The sequence below is a fragment of the Pseudoalteromonas sp. PSi26 genome (genome assembly GCF_054960575.1).
Genome location: NZ_JBHNYT010000013.1, coordinates 29,916 through 43,576, shown reverse-complemented (window position 1 = coordinate 43,576; position 13,661 = coordinate 29,916). Strand labels below are relative to the sequence as shown.

Genomic DNA, 13,661 nt, shown 5'->3' with positions numbered 1-13,661 from the left:
GATCATGATTATTTAATAAAGCTGTGGTTATTGTATAGGCAACGTAAAGGGTGGAAGGGCAACTCAATGTATAAATTAATCAAACGCTTGTTGTTATTAATTGTAATTTTAGGGCTGGGTGGCACCGCTGTGGTGTATGGGGTACTTAGCTTGAGTTTACCAGCACTTGATGGCAACGGGCGCAGTATGGCAGTAAATGAACCTGTTAAAATTTCTCGCGATACATTGGGCCAAGCTGTTATCAACGCTAAAAACCGCAACGATGGTGCTTACGGATTAGGCTATGCACACGGACAGGACCGATTCTTTCAAATGGATTTATTAAGGCGCAACGCCGCAGGTGAGCTAAGTGAATTATTTGGTAAAGCCGCTGTTGGGCTTGATAAAAAAATGCGCTTTCATCAACTGCGTAAACGTAGCCGTGCTATTTTAAATACTTTACCAGAGCGCGATAAACAGCTGTTAAAAAGTTATGCTCAAGGCGTAAACGAAGGTTTAGCCCAAGTAGGGTATGCAAGCTTTGAATATATACTTACCGGCGCAACTCAAAAACCGTGGCAAAGCGAGGACAGCTTATTAGTGATTTTTAGCATGTACTTAGATTTACAAAGCATGACATTTAATCGCGATCAAACTTTGATTCAATTAGAGCAAATATACAGTAAAAATATGGTTGATTTTTTAACGCAACCTAGCCAATACCAAGCTGCGCTTGATGGTAGTAAATTAGCCCCATTTGCAGGTGAGATGCCGGTTCTTGCAACGCAAACGGCTCATGTTGCAACCCACATTGAAGCCCCTCAAGAGCTTGGTAGTAATAATTGGGCCGTTACCGGAGAGCTTACAAAAACAGGTGCAGGTATGCTGTCTGACGATATGCACTTATCAATGGCGGTGCCGGTTATTTGGTACAGAGCGCAGCTTAATTACACGCAAAATGGTAAACAATCTCAAATAACAGGCGTATCACTTCCTGGCACTCCTGCCATTGTAGTGGGAACCAACAATAAAATTGCATGGGGTTTCACTAACGGTTATTTAGATACTGCCGATTGGATTGCGCTAAATAGCGATAGCAAAACATGGCTTGTTGATGAACCTATTTTATTACCAGAGGGAAGCGCTGAACCTTACTCGTTAATAATGAGCGAATACGGCCCAGTAAAATACATTAACGAAAAGCCTTATGCACTTAGTTGGGCAGCGCATCAACCTTATGCGGTTAACATGCAGCTATTAAAGCTTGAGCAAGCAGATACTGTGGACGATGCGCTCGCCCTTGCAAGTAATGTGGGTATACCTGTACAGAATTTAATGGTTGTTGATGGCCTAGGTAATGCGGCATGGAAAAATATAGGCGGTATTCCGGCGCGAACAAATGTCAGTGAGTTAAGTGTAAATGCACAGCAGTACTCAGCACTTTTTGAGCAAAACGAAATTAATCGTCCATTTGTTAAAAACCCACCCAGCGGGCGATTATGGACAGGAAACTCTCGGGTTGTATCTGCCAGTGACAATGCACGTTTTGGTAATGGTGGTTACGCATTAGGCGCACGTTCAAGCCAAATTCGTGACCGTTTATTTGAAAAACAAATCTTTGCCGAGAGCGACTTTTACGCACTACAGCTTGATAACCAAGCCCGCTTTTTAATGCCATGGCATGAGTTGTTACTCAAGCAGTTAAAAACCAATGAGGTTAAAAATGCGAAGTACATCACAGAGCTTGAAAACTGGCAGCAATGCGCATGTGCTTCTTCGGTAGGCTATACCCTGGTTAAACGCTATAGAGACGAAGTTATTAACCTTGTGTTTAACCATATTGAAGTCACTCTTAATGAGCACAAAGGTACACTTAAACCTATAAAACGCGGGTTAGAGCCTGCGCTGTGGCAACTTATTAACAATAAACCTGCATCTTGGGTTAATTTTCAATTTAATAGTTGGGATGAACAATTAGAGGGTGCTTTTGATCACACTGTAAAGAAATTGAGTGAGCAATTTGGCACTAATATAAAGCAATGGCAGTGGGGTAAAGTAAACGAGCTGGTTATAGAGCATCCTTTTGCAAAACAAATCCCGCTGTTGGCAAAGTTACTTAACATGCCAACTGCTGCAGGGTTTGGTGATACTTACATGCCCGCGGTACAAGGGCGAGATTTTGGTGCATCGCAGCGTTTTATTGCTCAACCTGGGCATTTAGAGCGCGCTATTTTAAGTGTGCCGGGTGGGCAGTCGGGACATCCGCTATCAGAGTTTTATAGAGCTGGTTTTAGCGACTATATTGAAGGGAAGCAAACTCCGCTATTGCCACAAACGCTAGCGCATCAAATAGTTATCTCACCAAAATAGTGTGAGCCAAAATGCAAGTAATCACGTTCTATATAACTCTAACAATGGAGAACTAAAATGAAAAAATTACTACCCGCGATAATAACTGGTTTATTACTGAGCGCATCGGCTCATGCAGACGATAACCCCGTTACCGCAGAAAAACTAAGTGAAAGCGTCTATGTGTTATTTGGTCAAGGTGGCAACATTGCTGCAAGTGTGGGTGATGACGGTATTTACATTATTGACGATCAGTTTGCCAAGCTCTCAGACGACATTAAAAAAACCATTAGCGATTTAAAACCCGGTAGCGCCGAGTTTGTAATTAATACCCATCATCATGGCGACCATACCGGCGGCAATGAAAATTTTGCAAAAGCGGGTGCACATGTCATTGCGCACGACAACGTACATAAGCGATTAGAAGAAAAACACGGTGCAAACTCAGATTACCTGCCACGTATTAGTTTTGGTCACGATTTAAAACTTCATTTTAATAACGAACACGCACACGTTGTGCATTACAAACATGCCCATACCGATGGTGACTCAGTTATCTTTTTTAGTAACGACAACATAGTGCACATGGGCGATATTTATTTTAACTTTGGTAGCTTACCGTTTGTTGATGTAGATAGTGGCGGCAGTGTTGATGGAGTATTAGCTGCGGTTGACGATGTTATTAACCAAATTGACGATAATACTCAAGTTATTCCGGGGCATGGTCCAGTAAGTGACCGTTCAGGGCTGATAACGTATCGTAAGCTGGTGCAAAAAGCCAAAGATGTTATGCTTAAGGCAATGCAAAACGATGCAAGTTTGCAGCAAGTACTTGACGCCGACCCACTATCAGAGCTGGGTCTTAAATATGCAAAATGGCTACCAAAAGAGCGAGTAACCACATTGTTTTATCGTAGCTTAAAGTAACTTGCAAAGTGAGTTAGCACGCATAATATAGTTTATTAAGCTGAGCATTTGTTCAGCTTTTTTGTTCCCATGCCCCAAGGAGTTGTGTATGTCGGCAGAAAAAACCCACCTAGAAATTTGTAACTTGACCAAAGAGCAGTACCCACAAATAAAAACGCTAATGGATCAAGCTTACCCAGACTTAGGTGGCGCATGGCCAAGCCATACCATTTTTAGATTAATCGATCAGTTTCCAGAAGGGCAAATAGGCATAGTAGATGACGGCGTGCTGGTGGGTTTAGCACTCAGCGTGCAAGTAGACTACGCCCGCTTTTCAAATCCGCATACCTACGAAGACATTGCCGACGGCCATGACCGTGTATTTAGCGATACCGATGGCGATGCGCTATACGGTTTAGATGTTGCAATTAGCGAAACCCACCGAGGTATGCGTTTAGGGCGTCGCCTTTATGACGCCCGTAAAGAATTGTGCCGCCAATATAACTTACGCGCTATTTTAGCGGGTGGCCGTATTCCGCGTTATTACAATCACAGCAGTGAAATGACGCCAATGGAATACATTGAAAAGGTTGACCAAAAAGAGCTTTATGACCCAATTTTAAGCTTTCAGCTTTCTAACGACTTTCAGGTAAAGCGGTTACTTAAAAAGTACCTGCCGGAGGATCAAGAGTCTGTAGGTTATGCCACCTTACTTGAGTGGAATAACATAATGTATGAGCCTACCGACACCGTGCTCGAATCAACTAAATCAATCGTGCGTATAGGGGCAGTGCAATGGCAAATGCGTTGTGTAGAGTCGGTTGAAGAAATGTTAAAGCAGGTAGAGTATTTTGTAGATACGGTATCTGACTACAAAAGTGACTTTATTTTATTCCCTGAATTTTTTAACGCGCCGCTGATGGGGTTAACCGAGCAAAGCAATCAAACTGAAGCAATCCGCTATTTAGCCGAATACACCGAAACGTTTAAAAACGCGATGTCGCGTATGGCAATAGAATATAACGCCAATATTATTACTGGCTCTATGCCACTTGCCGAAGACGACAAAATTTATAACGTAAGTTATTTATGCCACCGTAGCGGTAAAATAGACGAGCAGCGCAAAATACATATAACCCCACATGAGCAAAACGATTGGGTTATTCAAGGCGGCGACAAAATTGCCGTATTCGACACTGATGCTGGGCGCGTAGGTATTCAAATTTGTTACGATGTAGAGTTCCCAGAGCTTTCACGCATATTAGCTAAGCAAGGGCTTGATATACTGTTTGTGCCGTTTTGGACCGACACTAAAAATAGTTATTTACGGGTTCGCCATTGTGCACAAGCGCGGGCAATCGAAAACGAATGTTATGTGGTTATTGCAGGTTCAGTAGGTAACTTACCACAAGTAGAAAGCCTAGACGTACAGTACTCGCAATCGGCAGTACTGACGCCATCTGACTTTTCGTTCCCGCACGATGCAACACTTAACGAAGCAACACCTAATACCGAAATGTTATTATTTAGCGACCTTGATATGGATAAGCTAAAAATTCTTCATAGCGAAGGGACAGTGCGTAATTTAAAAGATCGCCGCGAAGATTTATACGACGTAATTTTGAAAAAGAGAGATGTTTAATGGCTTGGGTTTATTTAGTCATTGCCGGCTTGCTTGAAATAGGCTGGCCAATTGGTTTAAAAATTTCACAAAATCCCGACACACGCTGGCAGGGAATAGCAATGGCCATTGCATTTTTAACAGCCAGTGGTTTTATGTTGTGGCTTGCACAAAAGCAAATATCAATGGGGACTTCCTATGCCGTATGGACAGGTATAGGTGCTGCGGGTACGTTTTTAGTGGGTATATTACTTTACGGTGATGCAGCCACGTTTGGGCGTATTGCGGGTGTACTTATGATCATTTGCGGTGTGATAACGCTAAAAATTAGCTCTTAAAAAAAGCGCTTAACATTCGCTTTAAACGTTATATGCAGCTTATAGTAGCGCAGGTTTAAAAGCCTGCGCTTTTTTATGTTCTCAATTTGGCAGCATCACCAAAATAGCGGCAATGGCTATTAGGATTAAGCCAGCGGTGTCTTGCTTTTTAAGTGGTTGTTTTAGCCAAAGTATGGCAATTAGCATAGTAAAAAATACTTCAACCTGCCCAAGCGTTTTAACATACGCCACGTGCTGTAAACTCATTGCACTAAACCAGCCAATAGAGCCTACACAACTAAAAACACTAATTGCTGTTGTAATGCCTTTATATTGCCAAAGTTTACTAAGAGTATGCGGCTCTTTTAGTAATAAATAGCCAAGTAATATAAGTGTTTGTAGGCTTATTACAAATAGTAAAACCCATGCAGCCGAGTGCGGAAATAATAACCCTGAATTTAAACTCGCTTCACGCACCCACAGGGATGTAAGGGCAAAGCTGGTACCACAGGCAAGGCCAAGTAACGCTGTTTTAGCATCAAACTGTTTTACGCTGGTTATACCGCTAAGTAAAAGCACCGCAATAGCACCTAAAAATACACCCAGCCAACCAAGAAAGCTAAGCGCAGAGCCAAAAAATAATACGCCTAAAATAGCCGCTACTAACGCCTCACTTTTAGCAAGCCCTGCACCTACGGCGTAATTATTCATTTTAAATAGCTTTACCATTAAACCCGTGGCAAGTATTTGCATAACACTTGCGCCAATAACAAACCCCCAAAAGGCATTATTAAAGGTAGGCATGGCGATATCTTGATATTGATAAAGGCCATATAAATACACTGCAGCAATGGGGCCGGCTAAAATAAAGCGTGAAAGCGTTACGCCAGCCACACTTGCATGTGAGCTTAAATTACTTTGCAGGGCATTTCGCCATGCTTGCATAAAAGCGGCTAAAAAAGTGAAAAAGATCCAGGTCATGGTATTCGTCGATAAAAAATAAGGTCTTTACGTTAGCAATCTTTGGTTATTAAAGCGACGCATTAAGGGTGATAGTGAATATTCATCACCTGCGACATTATGCCGCACTGCTTTAAGAGTAAACTTAGCTATAGTAAGTGTGATGTTATTGTTTAGCCGCCAGCGTTCGTCATAAAACGTATTGGCGGCTTTTTTTGTGTGTGTATGTTATATGTATTGCTCAAATAATCAGGATTTATAATAAGAGAATAAATTATGACGACTTTATTGGTTTGCGCCTTAATTGCAGTGACTATGCCTTATGTTGCAAGGATCCCAGCTATTATAGAAATGAATAAGCTCGGTGGTTACGATAATAAACATCCGCGCCAGCAACAAACGCAACTTACAGGGCTCGGAGCAAGGGCGTTGGCCGCACATCAAAATTGTTTTGAGTCGCTAGCGGTATTTGCCGTTGCTTTGGCTGTGGTGTTAGGCACCAATAATGTTAATACCGTAACCGAAACTTTAGCGATGACGCATATTGTAGCGCGTATTTTATTTTGTGTTTTTTATTACTTAAACCTCGATATTATTCGATCGTTCACTTGGCTGGTGGGAATAGGGACCGCTATTGGCATGATCGCTGTCAGTTTGTAACGTGAATAAGTAAAAACCACAAAGCAAGCAGCCTAAAAGGGTGCTTGCTTTATAGTCTTAAACACTTATTCCCATTAATGCGATATGTTAACTCGCTCTATTAAATCACTTTTTGTAACTGTACTGTTGAGTGCAAAATCAAGTTGTATTAGTACGTTTTGTTGTCCCATTGATGAAGGTGTATATTGCCATTGCATCAGTGCTCTTTTTGCTTCTTTGTTAAAGACTGCTTCTGGTTCAGCTTTTACAACAGTAATGTTAGCTGTTTTGCCTGCTGGGGTTATGTCGTATTTTAATACCACTGAACCGCTAATGCCTTGTTCCGCCGCTTGTTTTGGGTAAAGCGGTTCGATTCGCATTACGGGAGCGATAGATGTTTCTTTTTTAGCTGATGCTTCAGGTTGCTTTGCTACTGCTAAGCCACTGAGCAAGCTTGCTGCTATAAGTAACGCGCTTCCTTTTGCTAGGCGCGAATGTGCGCCGTTATGTTTGATATTAGTAAGTCGTTGTAACATGGTTTTTTTATCTCCGTAGTGTGAATAAGCCATCAGACCCGCTGGCGCATTGGCAGCGCAGTTTACTAAGGCTTTGCTGTATAAAATTTGTTGCTGTGTGGTTTTATTACTTAGTACCCGTTCATCACAAGTCAGCTCTTGTAGGCGGCGCATGCTTGCGTAACAAAACCAAGCAAGTGGGTTCAACCACAATAAAATAGTAGCCAGTAATAGCAGGGCATTTATTAGGTTATCTTTGCGTTTTATGTGCACAGATTCATGCTCTAAAATAAGCGCCAAAGTGGTTTTATCAAACTGGCTTTTATAATTACTGGGTAGTATGAGCTTGCTTTGAAAAATACCGACTACCATTGGTGTGGCTACATGTTGGCTGATATAAGCTTTAGCATTTGTAGTAAGTGTATGGTTAAAGTTTGTTAGCTCAGTTAGCTGCAGGCTTTTGACAAAACGAGTATGTGTAATAAAACTAGCTATTAATAACCCAGCGGTAATAAGTACATACATAAGTGCCCAGCTAATACCCATTTCATGTGTAAAAGGCTGATTAGGGGTAATTAAGTAATGGCTAATATTGCTATTTTGCAGTGGTTTAATCGCATTGGGTAAATTAGCGATAACTAATGCCGCAGGCATTAACCACGCTAACTTGTATACAAACCGCGCGCCAAGGGTTTTTAAACCAAATCGCTCGAGTAAAATAAATCCAAAAAACAAAATACTTAATAGTAGTTGTTGCTCAATTAACCAATTAAACCCAGTTTGAATATCCATAGCTAATCCTTACTTTTGGTTTTTTTCCCAGTCATCAATGACTTTTTTAAGCTCATTTATATCTTGCTGCGAAAGCTGCTCTGATTTAGCAAACCCGCTTACCAGCGGCGCTATACGGCCACTAAAAAAGCGCTCAATAAAATTTTTGCTTTCTTTTAATGTGTAGTCGGCGCGCTCCATACAGGGAGTATAAATGTATTGGCGGCCATCTTTTTCAAAGGTCAGTGCGCCTTTTTTAACTAATCGACCCAGTAGGGTTTTAATGGTTTTTTCGTGCCATTGCTTATCATCGCTTAAGCGCTCAATAATTTGGCTCGCGGTGGCAGGGTAATTAATCCAAAGCGCATCAAGCACGTCGAACTCTGCTTTTGATAACTCAATCATTTTATTGCCTACAAATGTAATCTTTAAGTTAAGACTACACCTGTAATCTATTTTTGCAAGGTTATTTTTTAACTTTTTGCGGTGTAATTAAGCGATTTGGTATTAGATTTTCGAAATATCAGCTTTATTAATTTGTATAGAGTGGTTTTCAGGTAGGTTTAGGTTTGAGAGGGCGAGTTCGCTAAATTGCACTCTAAATAAATCAATTACTTTAAAGCCGCAGTAATGCGCCATTTTACGTATTTGTCTGTTAAGCCCTTGTTTTAAAATAATACTAAATTGATTGTCAGCTATTTTAGTTACTTCACACGGTAAGGTTATTTGTTTATCAACGGGGATACCTGCAGCCATTTTTTCACAAAACGCGTTATTAATCGGTTTATCTACCGTGACTAAATAACGTTTAGGCTGGTGGAAGTCAGGGTGAATAAGTTGATTACAAAAGTCACCGTCGTTGGTCAAAATAAGCAAGCCGCGAGAGTCTTTATCTAATCGGCCAATGGGGTAAACCCGGGTGAGGGTAGGTAAATGGTGAATAAGGCTGGCGGGGTCATTTTCATTTAATTTGCAGTCAATACCTACAGGCTTATGGTACGCAAAATAAACTAAATCGGCTGCCCCTTTAACTACTTGGCCATTAACTATTATGTCGTCTTGCTCATCAACGTGATCAATATGATTAGCAGGGCGATTATTTACCGTTACTACCCCTTCATCTATTAAACGCGATGCCTGTTTACGCGAGCACACGCCTGCATGAGCAATGTATTTAGCAAGGCGGATTTTGTTGCTCATAAAGTGTTCTCGTTAGTTGGCAATAAAAAACTGATCGCGATTATAGCAAAGCTGCGTATCGATAGAGCGATATTTAATTAAGGTGAACAAAAATGGGTATGAAATTTTCTGAACTAAAAAATCATGAGCCGCTACAAAAAGTAGTTGTTCACTCACTTGAAATGGCGCTTTATCAGGTTTCTGTGATCATTAATAATGTTGAATATTATGTAACAGAGGAAGACGGCGAATTTGTAAGAGCTGTAAGCCCGCTGCATGTACAAAAGCGGTTTGAAAAAATAGCGTACGCACAAATGATGCTTCGCCACACAAGCGCATACGATGAAATGTGCGGGCAGCCCGAAAAAACTTCAAGCAACTTACTTGAAGTGCCTTTCGGTAAAAATAATCTTTTTTAATTAAGTGTGTTTGCTAATATCGCTTTTTTAGGAGCGGTATATGTATCAATTAAAATCTGATAACAGTGATGCGTTAAACTCAACTTTACGTAATAAAATAGTTGATTTTAATGCCAAGCATTTTGATGCGCAAAGAGTGCCACTCGGCTATAAATTTGTTGATAATAATAACGAACTAATGGCTGGTATTAGTGGTTGCGTATTTGGCAATTGGCTAATTATAAATTGGCTTTGGTGCAGTGAAATCGCTCGTAATGAAGGCCTTGCAGGGCAGTTGCTCACAGAATTAGAGCAAGCTGCAATTTTGCTTGGCGCTAAAAAATCCCAGCTAGATACTCTCGACTTTCAAGCAAAACCTTTTTATGAAAAACGCGGATACAGCGTAAAGTATCAACTTGATAACTACCCACTTTGCGGCACCCGCTATTTTATGGAAAAACCGCTTTAATTTATAGCATAACTCAAGTTTTTTAATCGGAGCCCAGTTACTTAGCAGTTAAAGGCTCGCCCTCAAACGTAACACCTAAAAATGGTGTCGTCTCTGGCGCTAACATAAACGTGCGAATGTTCATGTGGTCGTCGCCGTTAGGGTTTTTAAGCACCTCATCGCGGTAAAACTTACCAAAGCAATCAAGAGTGTTTTGCTTGCTAAGCCCATTGAGTTTGGCAAACGCAAAAATTTTACATGAACCGTTATTTTCACTCGCTGAACTCAGCAACCCGTGGTTATTAAAGGCACAAGCAGTAAAATCGTAATTGGCTTCAATCACCGCCATTGTATCGGTAAATTGAATGTTTTTTGGGTTCTCAGCAAGTGATTTAAGGTATTCGTTTATAGTCATAATTGTTCCCTAAATTTAATTTATAAGGCTAAGTTACTCGTAGCAGTTTATGAACGAATAAAATGCGTTAATGCGTGAATATTGGTGATTTCTACGTCAGCTAGGCCTTTGTAGTTATACTTAGCGTTTTGATCGTTTAACCACACTGATTGGCAACCTGTGTTATTGGCGCCTTGTACGTCGGTATCTAGGCTATCACCAATATGAAGTATGTCGCTTTTGGTGACTTTTAAGTGCGCAGCTGCTTTGTCAAATAAGGTGCTATGAGGTTTAGCTTTACCGTGCATGCCTGCTTGTAGCACTAGCTCAAACTTATTGTGTAAATTAAAGCGTTCTATTTCAACATTGCCATTGGTTATGGCGATTAAGGTAAAATGTTGCGCTAAGTTATCAAGTAGCGCTAATACGTCGTCGCTGACTACAATGTTACTGCGTGCATCGGCAAATGCGTTATAGGCGTTACTGGCATGCAGTGCTACTTCTTGTTCAGTAAATCCTAACTTTGATAGTGCTAAACGCAATGTATGCTTGCGCCACTGCGTTACATTATCTTTAAGATCGGGTTGTTGTTGAGCGGCAAGTTTTCGGCATTGTTGCCAGTATTGTGGGCCTTGTTCTTGGTAGCGTGGTAATGCATTTAAGTAATTTTGTTGGGCGTTAACAGCTGCTTTTATAATCGGGTGGTTGTTGTATAAGGTGTCGTCTAAATCGAAGCTCATGACAGAAAAAGGGCGTATTGCACGATTAAATCGGATCATGATAATTTCCTAATCAGTTTGTTTTTTAGCGCGCGGGTGGGTGTTGTCGTACACCTTGGCTAAATGCTGAAAATCTAAATGGGTATACACTTGTGTGGCCGACAAGCTGCTGTGGCCAAGCAGTTCTTGTACAGCGCGTAAATCACCCGACGATTCTAAAATATGTGATGCAAATGAATGGCGTAACTTATGCGGATGCACCTGTGAGCTAATCCCTTGCTTTATTCCCCACTCTTGCATACGCAAACGCACTTGGCGAATTGAAATACGATTTTTTTGGCTACTTAAAAATACACCTGGCTCGTCTTGTTTTGCAAATTGAGGGCGCACGGTTAACCATTTTTTTAATGCTTCTAATGCCTTCGTTCCCACGGGAATAAGGCGTTCTTTGTTACCTTTACCGCGAACTAATATTTCGCCACTTTTGGCATTAATATCTTGCATGTTAGCGCCAACTAACTCGCTAATACGTAAACCTGATGAATACATAAGTTCCATCATAGCTTTGTCTCTTATTGCCAAAGGGTCGTCGTCAGGAATTTCGAGCAACCGTGCCATTTGATCAACATCAAGATTTTTAGGCAGAGGCTTGGTAAATTTGGGCCCTTTAATGCCGGTAGCAGGATTGTGATAATGCGATTGCTGTGCAATATTTTTAGCTTTTAAAAACTTATATAAACTTCTGATACAGCTCAATTTTAAGCTAATGGTTCGGCCACTTAATTGTTTAGCGCGTAAAGCCATACTGTAACGGCGAATATGCTCTGCTTGTACGCCAAACCAGTCATCGCATAATTTATTAAAATAAAGGGCTGCAAAACCAAGTTGGCTAACATACTGATTTACAGTGTGCGCTGAATATTGTTTTTCAAATTTTAGGTAGTCGCTAAATAGCGTAATGGGTGTGCGCCAGTTGTCACTTAATTCGCTTATATTAGGCGCATCATCACTCATGCGAGTTTTTGTAACCTTAACTGCAGGGCACTAATAAAATCCAGAACGAACAGGTTATCTTGTGCGGGTTCAAAATGGTTTACGTTGTTGCTGCCAAACGCGAGTATGGCAATCGGTTGCTTTTTATCACCAATTAAATATATAGCCGCAGATTGCGTGTCATCACTAAATAATAGAGCCCGTTCTTGCGCTGTAATGCGGCCTAAGTAATGCCCAGAGTTTGTGAGGCGGTGTTCAATAAGCTCGTCGTAGTCAGGGCTGTATTTTATTAATTTAAAGTCACTTATGTCGTCATTTGAGCACACAATCGCGTGTAAATTTTTAGCGATGGTATCAAAGTCGTCATGGCTCCAAAGCTGACGATGGCATTGGCTGAGGAGATGGTATACGAGCTCATTTTGAACTGCGTGCTGACTCATTGTATCTATTTGATTTTTTAAATGTGTATTGTGTTCACGCAATTGGCGCTGTTGAATATGAACTAATGACGTTGCCCCTTGCGCTTGCTGCTGAAGGTCTAGCTGAGCAAGCACGTTTGGGTGTTTAACTAAAAAGTCAGGATTTGCGAGTAAGTAGCTAGTAATTTGCTCTTCATTTAGCTCGCTCATAACGCTACTTGTCCATCGAATACGTGTTCAGCAGGGCCTGTCATTCGAACTGGATGACCTTCTCCACTCCAACGTATTTGAAGTGTTCCACCAGGTAGGTCGACTTGTACCGCGCTTGAAAGCTTGCTTTGCATATGGCCAATGACCATAGCAGCACACGCGCCAGTGCCGCATGCGAGCGTTTCGTTTACGCCGCGCTCCCATACTCTTAGCTTTATATGCTCTTGCGATATAACTTGCATAAACCCAATGTTAGCGCGCTGTGGAAAACGTTCGTGGTTTTCAAGCAGTGGACCTAATACATCGACCTGCGCTGTCGTAATATCGTCAACTTCAAGTACACAGTGTGGGTTCCCCATAGATACTGCGCCACTAAATACGGTGTGTTCTTCAGCCCTTATAATGTAGGTGAGTTCACGTTTGCTGGCTTTAAGCGGTATTTTGCTTGGCTCGAAATTAGGATGCCCCATGTTAACCGTAACTTGGCCGTCTTTTTCTATATAAAGCGTTAAGTTACCCGATTTGGTTGATACACTAATTTTATGTTTGTTAGTCAGGCCTTTCATACGCACAAAACGTGCAAAGCAACGTGCACCATTACCGCACTGTTCTACTTCGGTACCATCGGCATTAAAAATACGATAATGAAAATCGAGATCGGGAGAGTATGGTGCTTCAACCATGAGTAATTGGTCAAAGCCAATGCCAAAGTGGCGATCAGCCAGTTTTTTTATTTGATCTCGTGATAAAAATACATTTTGTGTAATGTTATCAATAACAACAAAGTCGTTGCCTAAGCCGTGCATTTTGGAAAAATTAACTAACATAGCGCTCTAATTCGTGT

16 protein-coding genes are annotated in these 13,661 nt (G+C 41.2%); 7 read left to right on the top strand and 9 right to left on the bottom strand.

The window, feature by feature from the left end; translation table 11 throughout:
- Window positions 1-66: 66 nt before the first annotated feature.
- The 4 genes from ACFI34_RS14195 to ACFI34_RS14180 all read left to right on the top strand — a co-directional run bounded on the left by ACFI34_RS14195 (window position 67) and on the right by ACFI34_RS14180 (window position 5,193).
- Window positions 67-2,349: a penicillin acylase family protein gene (locus ACFI34_RS14195; RefSeq protein ID WP_462673943.1), complete on the top strand. Its 2,283-nt coding sequence runs from the start codon at window positions 67-69 to the stop codon at window positions 2,347-2,349.
- A 57-nt stretch (window positions 2,350-2,406) separates the two neighbouring features.
- Window positions 2,407-3,255 carry an MBL fold metallo-hydrolase gene (locus ACFI34_RS14190; RefSeq protein WP_462673942.1) on the top strand — a complete coding sequence of 283 codons (849 nt, stop codon included), beginning with the start codon at window positions 2,407-2,409 and terminating at the stop codon, window positions 3,253-3,255.
- Window positions 3,256-3,343: 88 nt separating this feature from the next.
- Window positions 3,344-4,876 (top strand): GNAT family N-acetyltransferase, encoded by a 1,533-nt coding sequence (locus tag ACFI34_RS14185; RefSeq protein WP_462673941.1) that lies wholly within the window; start codon window positions 3,344-3,346, stop codon window positions 4,874-4,876.
- Window positions 4,876-5,193: a DMT family transporter gene (locus tag ACFI34_RS14180; RefSeq protein ID WP_006792480.1), complete on the top strand. Its 318-nt coding sequence runs from the start codon at window positions 4,876-4,878 to the stop codon at window positions 5,191-5,193. Before ACFI34_RS14185 ends, ACFI34_RS14180 begins: the two co-directional genes overlap by 1 nt.
- Window positions 5,194-5,274: 81 nt before the next feature.
- Here ACFI34_RS14180 and ACFI34_RS14175 read toward each other — a convergent pair whose 3' ends face one another.
- Window positions 5,275-6,153 carry an EamA family transporter gene (locus ACFI34_RS14175; RefSeq protein ID WP_462673940.1) on the bottom strand — a complete coding sequence of 293 codons (879 nt, stop codon included), beginning with the start codon at window positions 6,151-6,153 and terminating at the stop codon, window positions 5,275-5,277.
- 255 nt (window positions 6,154-6,408) lie between these two features.
- Between ACFI34_RS14175 and ACFI34_RS14170 the strand changes: the two genes are divergently transcribed.
- Entirely contained in the window at window positions 6,409-6,792 is a 384-nt protein-coding gene (locus ACFI34_RS14170) for an MAPEG family protein (protein ID WP_462673939.1), read from the top strand.
- 74 nt (window positions 6,793-6,866) lie between these two features.
- Here the strand turns inward: ACFI34_RS14170 and ACFI34_RS14165 are convergent, their stop codons facing one another.
- From ACFI34_RS14165 to ACFI34_RS14155, 3 genes are all read right to left on the bottom strand, one after another.
- A complete protein-coding gene (locus ACFI34_RS14165; RefSeq protein WP_462673938.1) occupies window positions 6,867-8,078 on the bottom strand; it encodes a TonB family protein in 1,212 nt (403 codons plus the stop codon).
- A gap of 9 nt (window positions 8,079-8,087) precedes the next feature.
- Window positions 8,088-8,462 carry a BlaI/MecI/CopY family transcriptional regulator gene (locus ACFI34_RS14160; RefSeq protein ID WP_004588989.1) on the bottom strand — a complete coding sequence of 125 codons (375 nt, stop codon included), beginning with the start codon at window positions 8,460-8,462 and terminating at the stop codon, window positions 8,088-8,090.
- A 102-nt stretch (window positions 8,463-8,564) separates the two neighbouring features.
- Window positions 8,565-9,257 (bottom strand): pseudouridine synthase, encoded by a 693-nt coding sequence (locus tag ACFI34_RS14155; protein WP_375277494.1) that lies wholly within the window; start codon window positions 9,255-9,257, stop codon window positions 8,565-8,567.
- A gap of 92 nt (window positions 9,258-9,349) precedes the next feature.
- Here ACFI34_RS14155 and ACFI34_RS14150 point away from each other — a divergent pair, with 92 nt between their 5' ends.
- Both ACFI34_RS14150 and ACFI34_RS14145 read left to right on the top strand, forming a co-directional pair.
- Window positions 9,350-9,655 carry a DUF6482 family protein gene (locus ACFI34_RS14150; protein ID WP_006792473.1) on the top strand — a complete coding sequence of 102 codons (306 nt, stop codon included), beginning with the start codon at window positions 9,350-9,352 and terminating at the stop codon, window positions 9,653-9,655.
- Window positions 9,656-9,695: 40 nt separating this feature from the next.
- Window positions 9,696-10,103 (top strand): GNAT family N-acetyltransferase, encoded by a 408-nt coding sequence (locus ACFI34_RS14145; RefSeq protein WP_006792472.1) that lies wholly within the window; start codon window positions 9,696-9,698, stop codon window positions 10,101-10,103.
- Window positions 10,104-10,140: 37 nt separating this feature from the next.
- On the opposite strand, the gene ACFI34_RS14140 is transcribed toward ACFI34_RS14145, so the two are convergent.
- The 5 genes from ACFI34_RS14140 to dapF are packed head-to-tail and all read right to left on the bottom strand — an operon-like array spanning window position 10,141 to window position 13,644.
- Entirely contained in the window at window positions 10,141-10,497 is a 357-nt protein-coding gene (locus tag ACFI34_RS14140; RefSeq protein ID WP_462673937.1) for a HopJ type III effector protein, read from the bottom strand.
- A gap of 47 nt (window positions 10,498-10,544) precedes the next feature.
- Entirely contained in the window at window positions 10,545-11,255 is a 711-nt protein-coding gene (locus ACFI34_RS14135; RefSeq protein WP_462673936.1) for an HAD-IA family hydrolase, read from the bottom strand.
- A gap of 9 nt (window positions 11,256-11,264) precedes the next feature.
- Window positions 11,265-12,209, bottom strand: coding sequence for a tyrosine recombinase XerC (locus ACFI34_RS14130; RefSeq protein ID WP_462673935.1), 945 nt, complete (start codon window positions 12,207-12,209; stop codon window positions 11,265-11,267).
- Complete coding sequence (locus ACFI34_RS14125) at window positions 12,206-12,817, bottom strand: DUF484 family protein (RefSeq protein ID WP_462673934.1); 612 nt, start codon at window positions 12,815-12,817, stop codon at window positions 12,206-12,208. The genes ACFI34_RS14130 and ACFI34_RS14125 overlap by 4 nt, the downstream gene beginning before the upstream one ends.
- Window positions 12,814-13,644 carry a diaminopimelate epimerase gene (dapF, locus tag ACFI34_RS14120; protein WP_010557932.1) on the bottom strand — a complete coding sequence of 277 codons (831 nt, stop codon included), beginning with the start codon at window positions 13,642-13,644 and terminating at the stop codon, window positions 12,814-12,816. The genes ACFI34_RS14125 and dapF overlap by 4 nt, the downstream gene beginning before the upstream one ends.
- Between the last annotated feature and the right edge of the window lie 17 nt (window positions 13,645-13,661).

Coding starts and splice junctions, on each gene's coding strand:
- ACFI34_RS14150 (WP_006792473.1), top strand. CDS start 9,350: ATGGGTATGAAATTTTCTGAACTAAAAAATCATGAGCCGCTACAAAAA.
- ACFI34_RS14130 (WP_462673935.1), bottom strand. CDS start 12,209: ATGAGTGATGATGCGCCTAATATAAGCGAATTAAGTGACAACTGGCGC.
- ACFI34_RS14190 (WP_462673942.1), top strand. CDS start 2,407: ATGAAAAAATTACTACCCGCGATAATAACTGGTTTATTACTGAGCGCA.
- ACFI34_RS14170 (WP_462673939.1), top strand. CDS start 6,409: ATGACGACTTTATTGGTTTGCGCCTTAATTGCAGTGACTATGCCTTAT.
- ACFI34_RS14180 (WP_006792480.1), top strand. CDS start 4,876: ATGGCTTGGGTTTATTTAGTCATTGCCGGCTTGCTTGAAATAGGCTGG.
- ACFI34_RS14175 (WP_462673940.1), bottom strand. CDS start 6,153: ATGACCTGGATCTTTTTCACTTTTTTAGCCGCTTTTATGCAAGCATGG.
- ACFI34_RS14160 (WP_004588989.1), bottom strand. CDS start 8,462: ATGATTGAGTTATCAAAAGCAGAGTTCGACGTGCTTGATGCGCTTTGG.
- ACFI34_RS14125 (WP_462673934.1), bottom strand. CDS start 12,817: ATGAGCGAGCTAAATGAAGAGCAAATTACTAGCTACTTACTCGCAAAT.
- ACFI34_RS14165 (WP_462673938.1), bottom strand. CDS start 8,078: ATGGATATTCAAACTGGGTTTAATTGGTTAATTGAGCAACAACTACTA.
- ACFI34_RS14145 (WP_006792472.1), top strand. CDS start 9,696: ATGTATCAATTAAAATCTGATAACAGTGATGCGTTAAACTCAACTTTA.
- ACFI34_RS14140 (WP_462673937.1), bottom strand. CDS start 10,497: ATGACTATAAACGAATACCTTAAATCACTTGCTGAGAACCCAAAAAAC.
- dapF (WP_010557932.1), bottom strand. CDS start 13,644: ATGTTAGTTAATTTTTCCAAAATGCACGGCTTAGGCAACGACTTTGTT.
- ACFI34_RS14185 (WP_462673941.1), top strand. CDS start 3,344: ATGTCGGCAGAAAAAACCCACCTAGAAATTTGTAACTTGACCAAAGAG.
- ACFI34_RS14155 (WP_375277494.1), bottom strand. CDS start 9,257: ATGAGCAACAAAATCCGCCTTGCTAAATACATTGCTCATGCAGGCGTG.
- ACFI34_RS14135 (WP_462673936.1), bottom strand. CDS start 11,255: ATGATCCGATTTAATCGTGCAATACGCCCTTTTTCTGTCATGAGCTTC.
- ACFI34_RS14195 (WP_462673943.1), top strand. CDS start 67: ATGTATAAATTAATCAAACGCTTGTTGTTATTAATTGTAATTTTAGGG.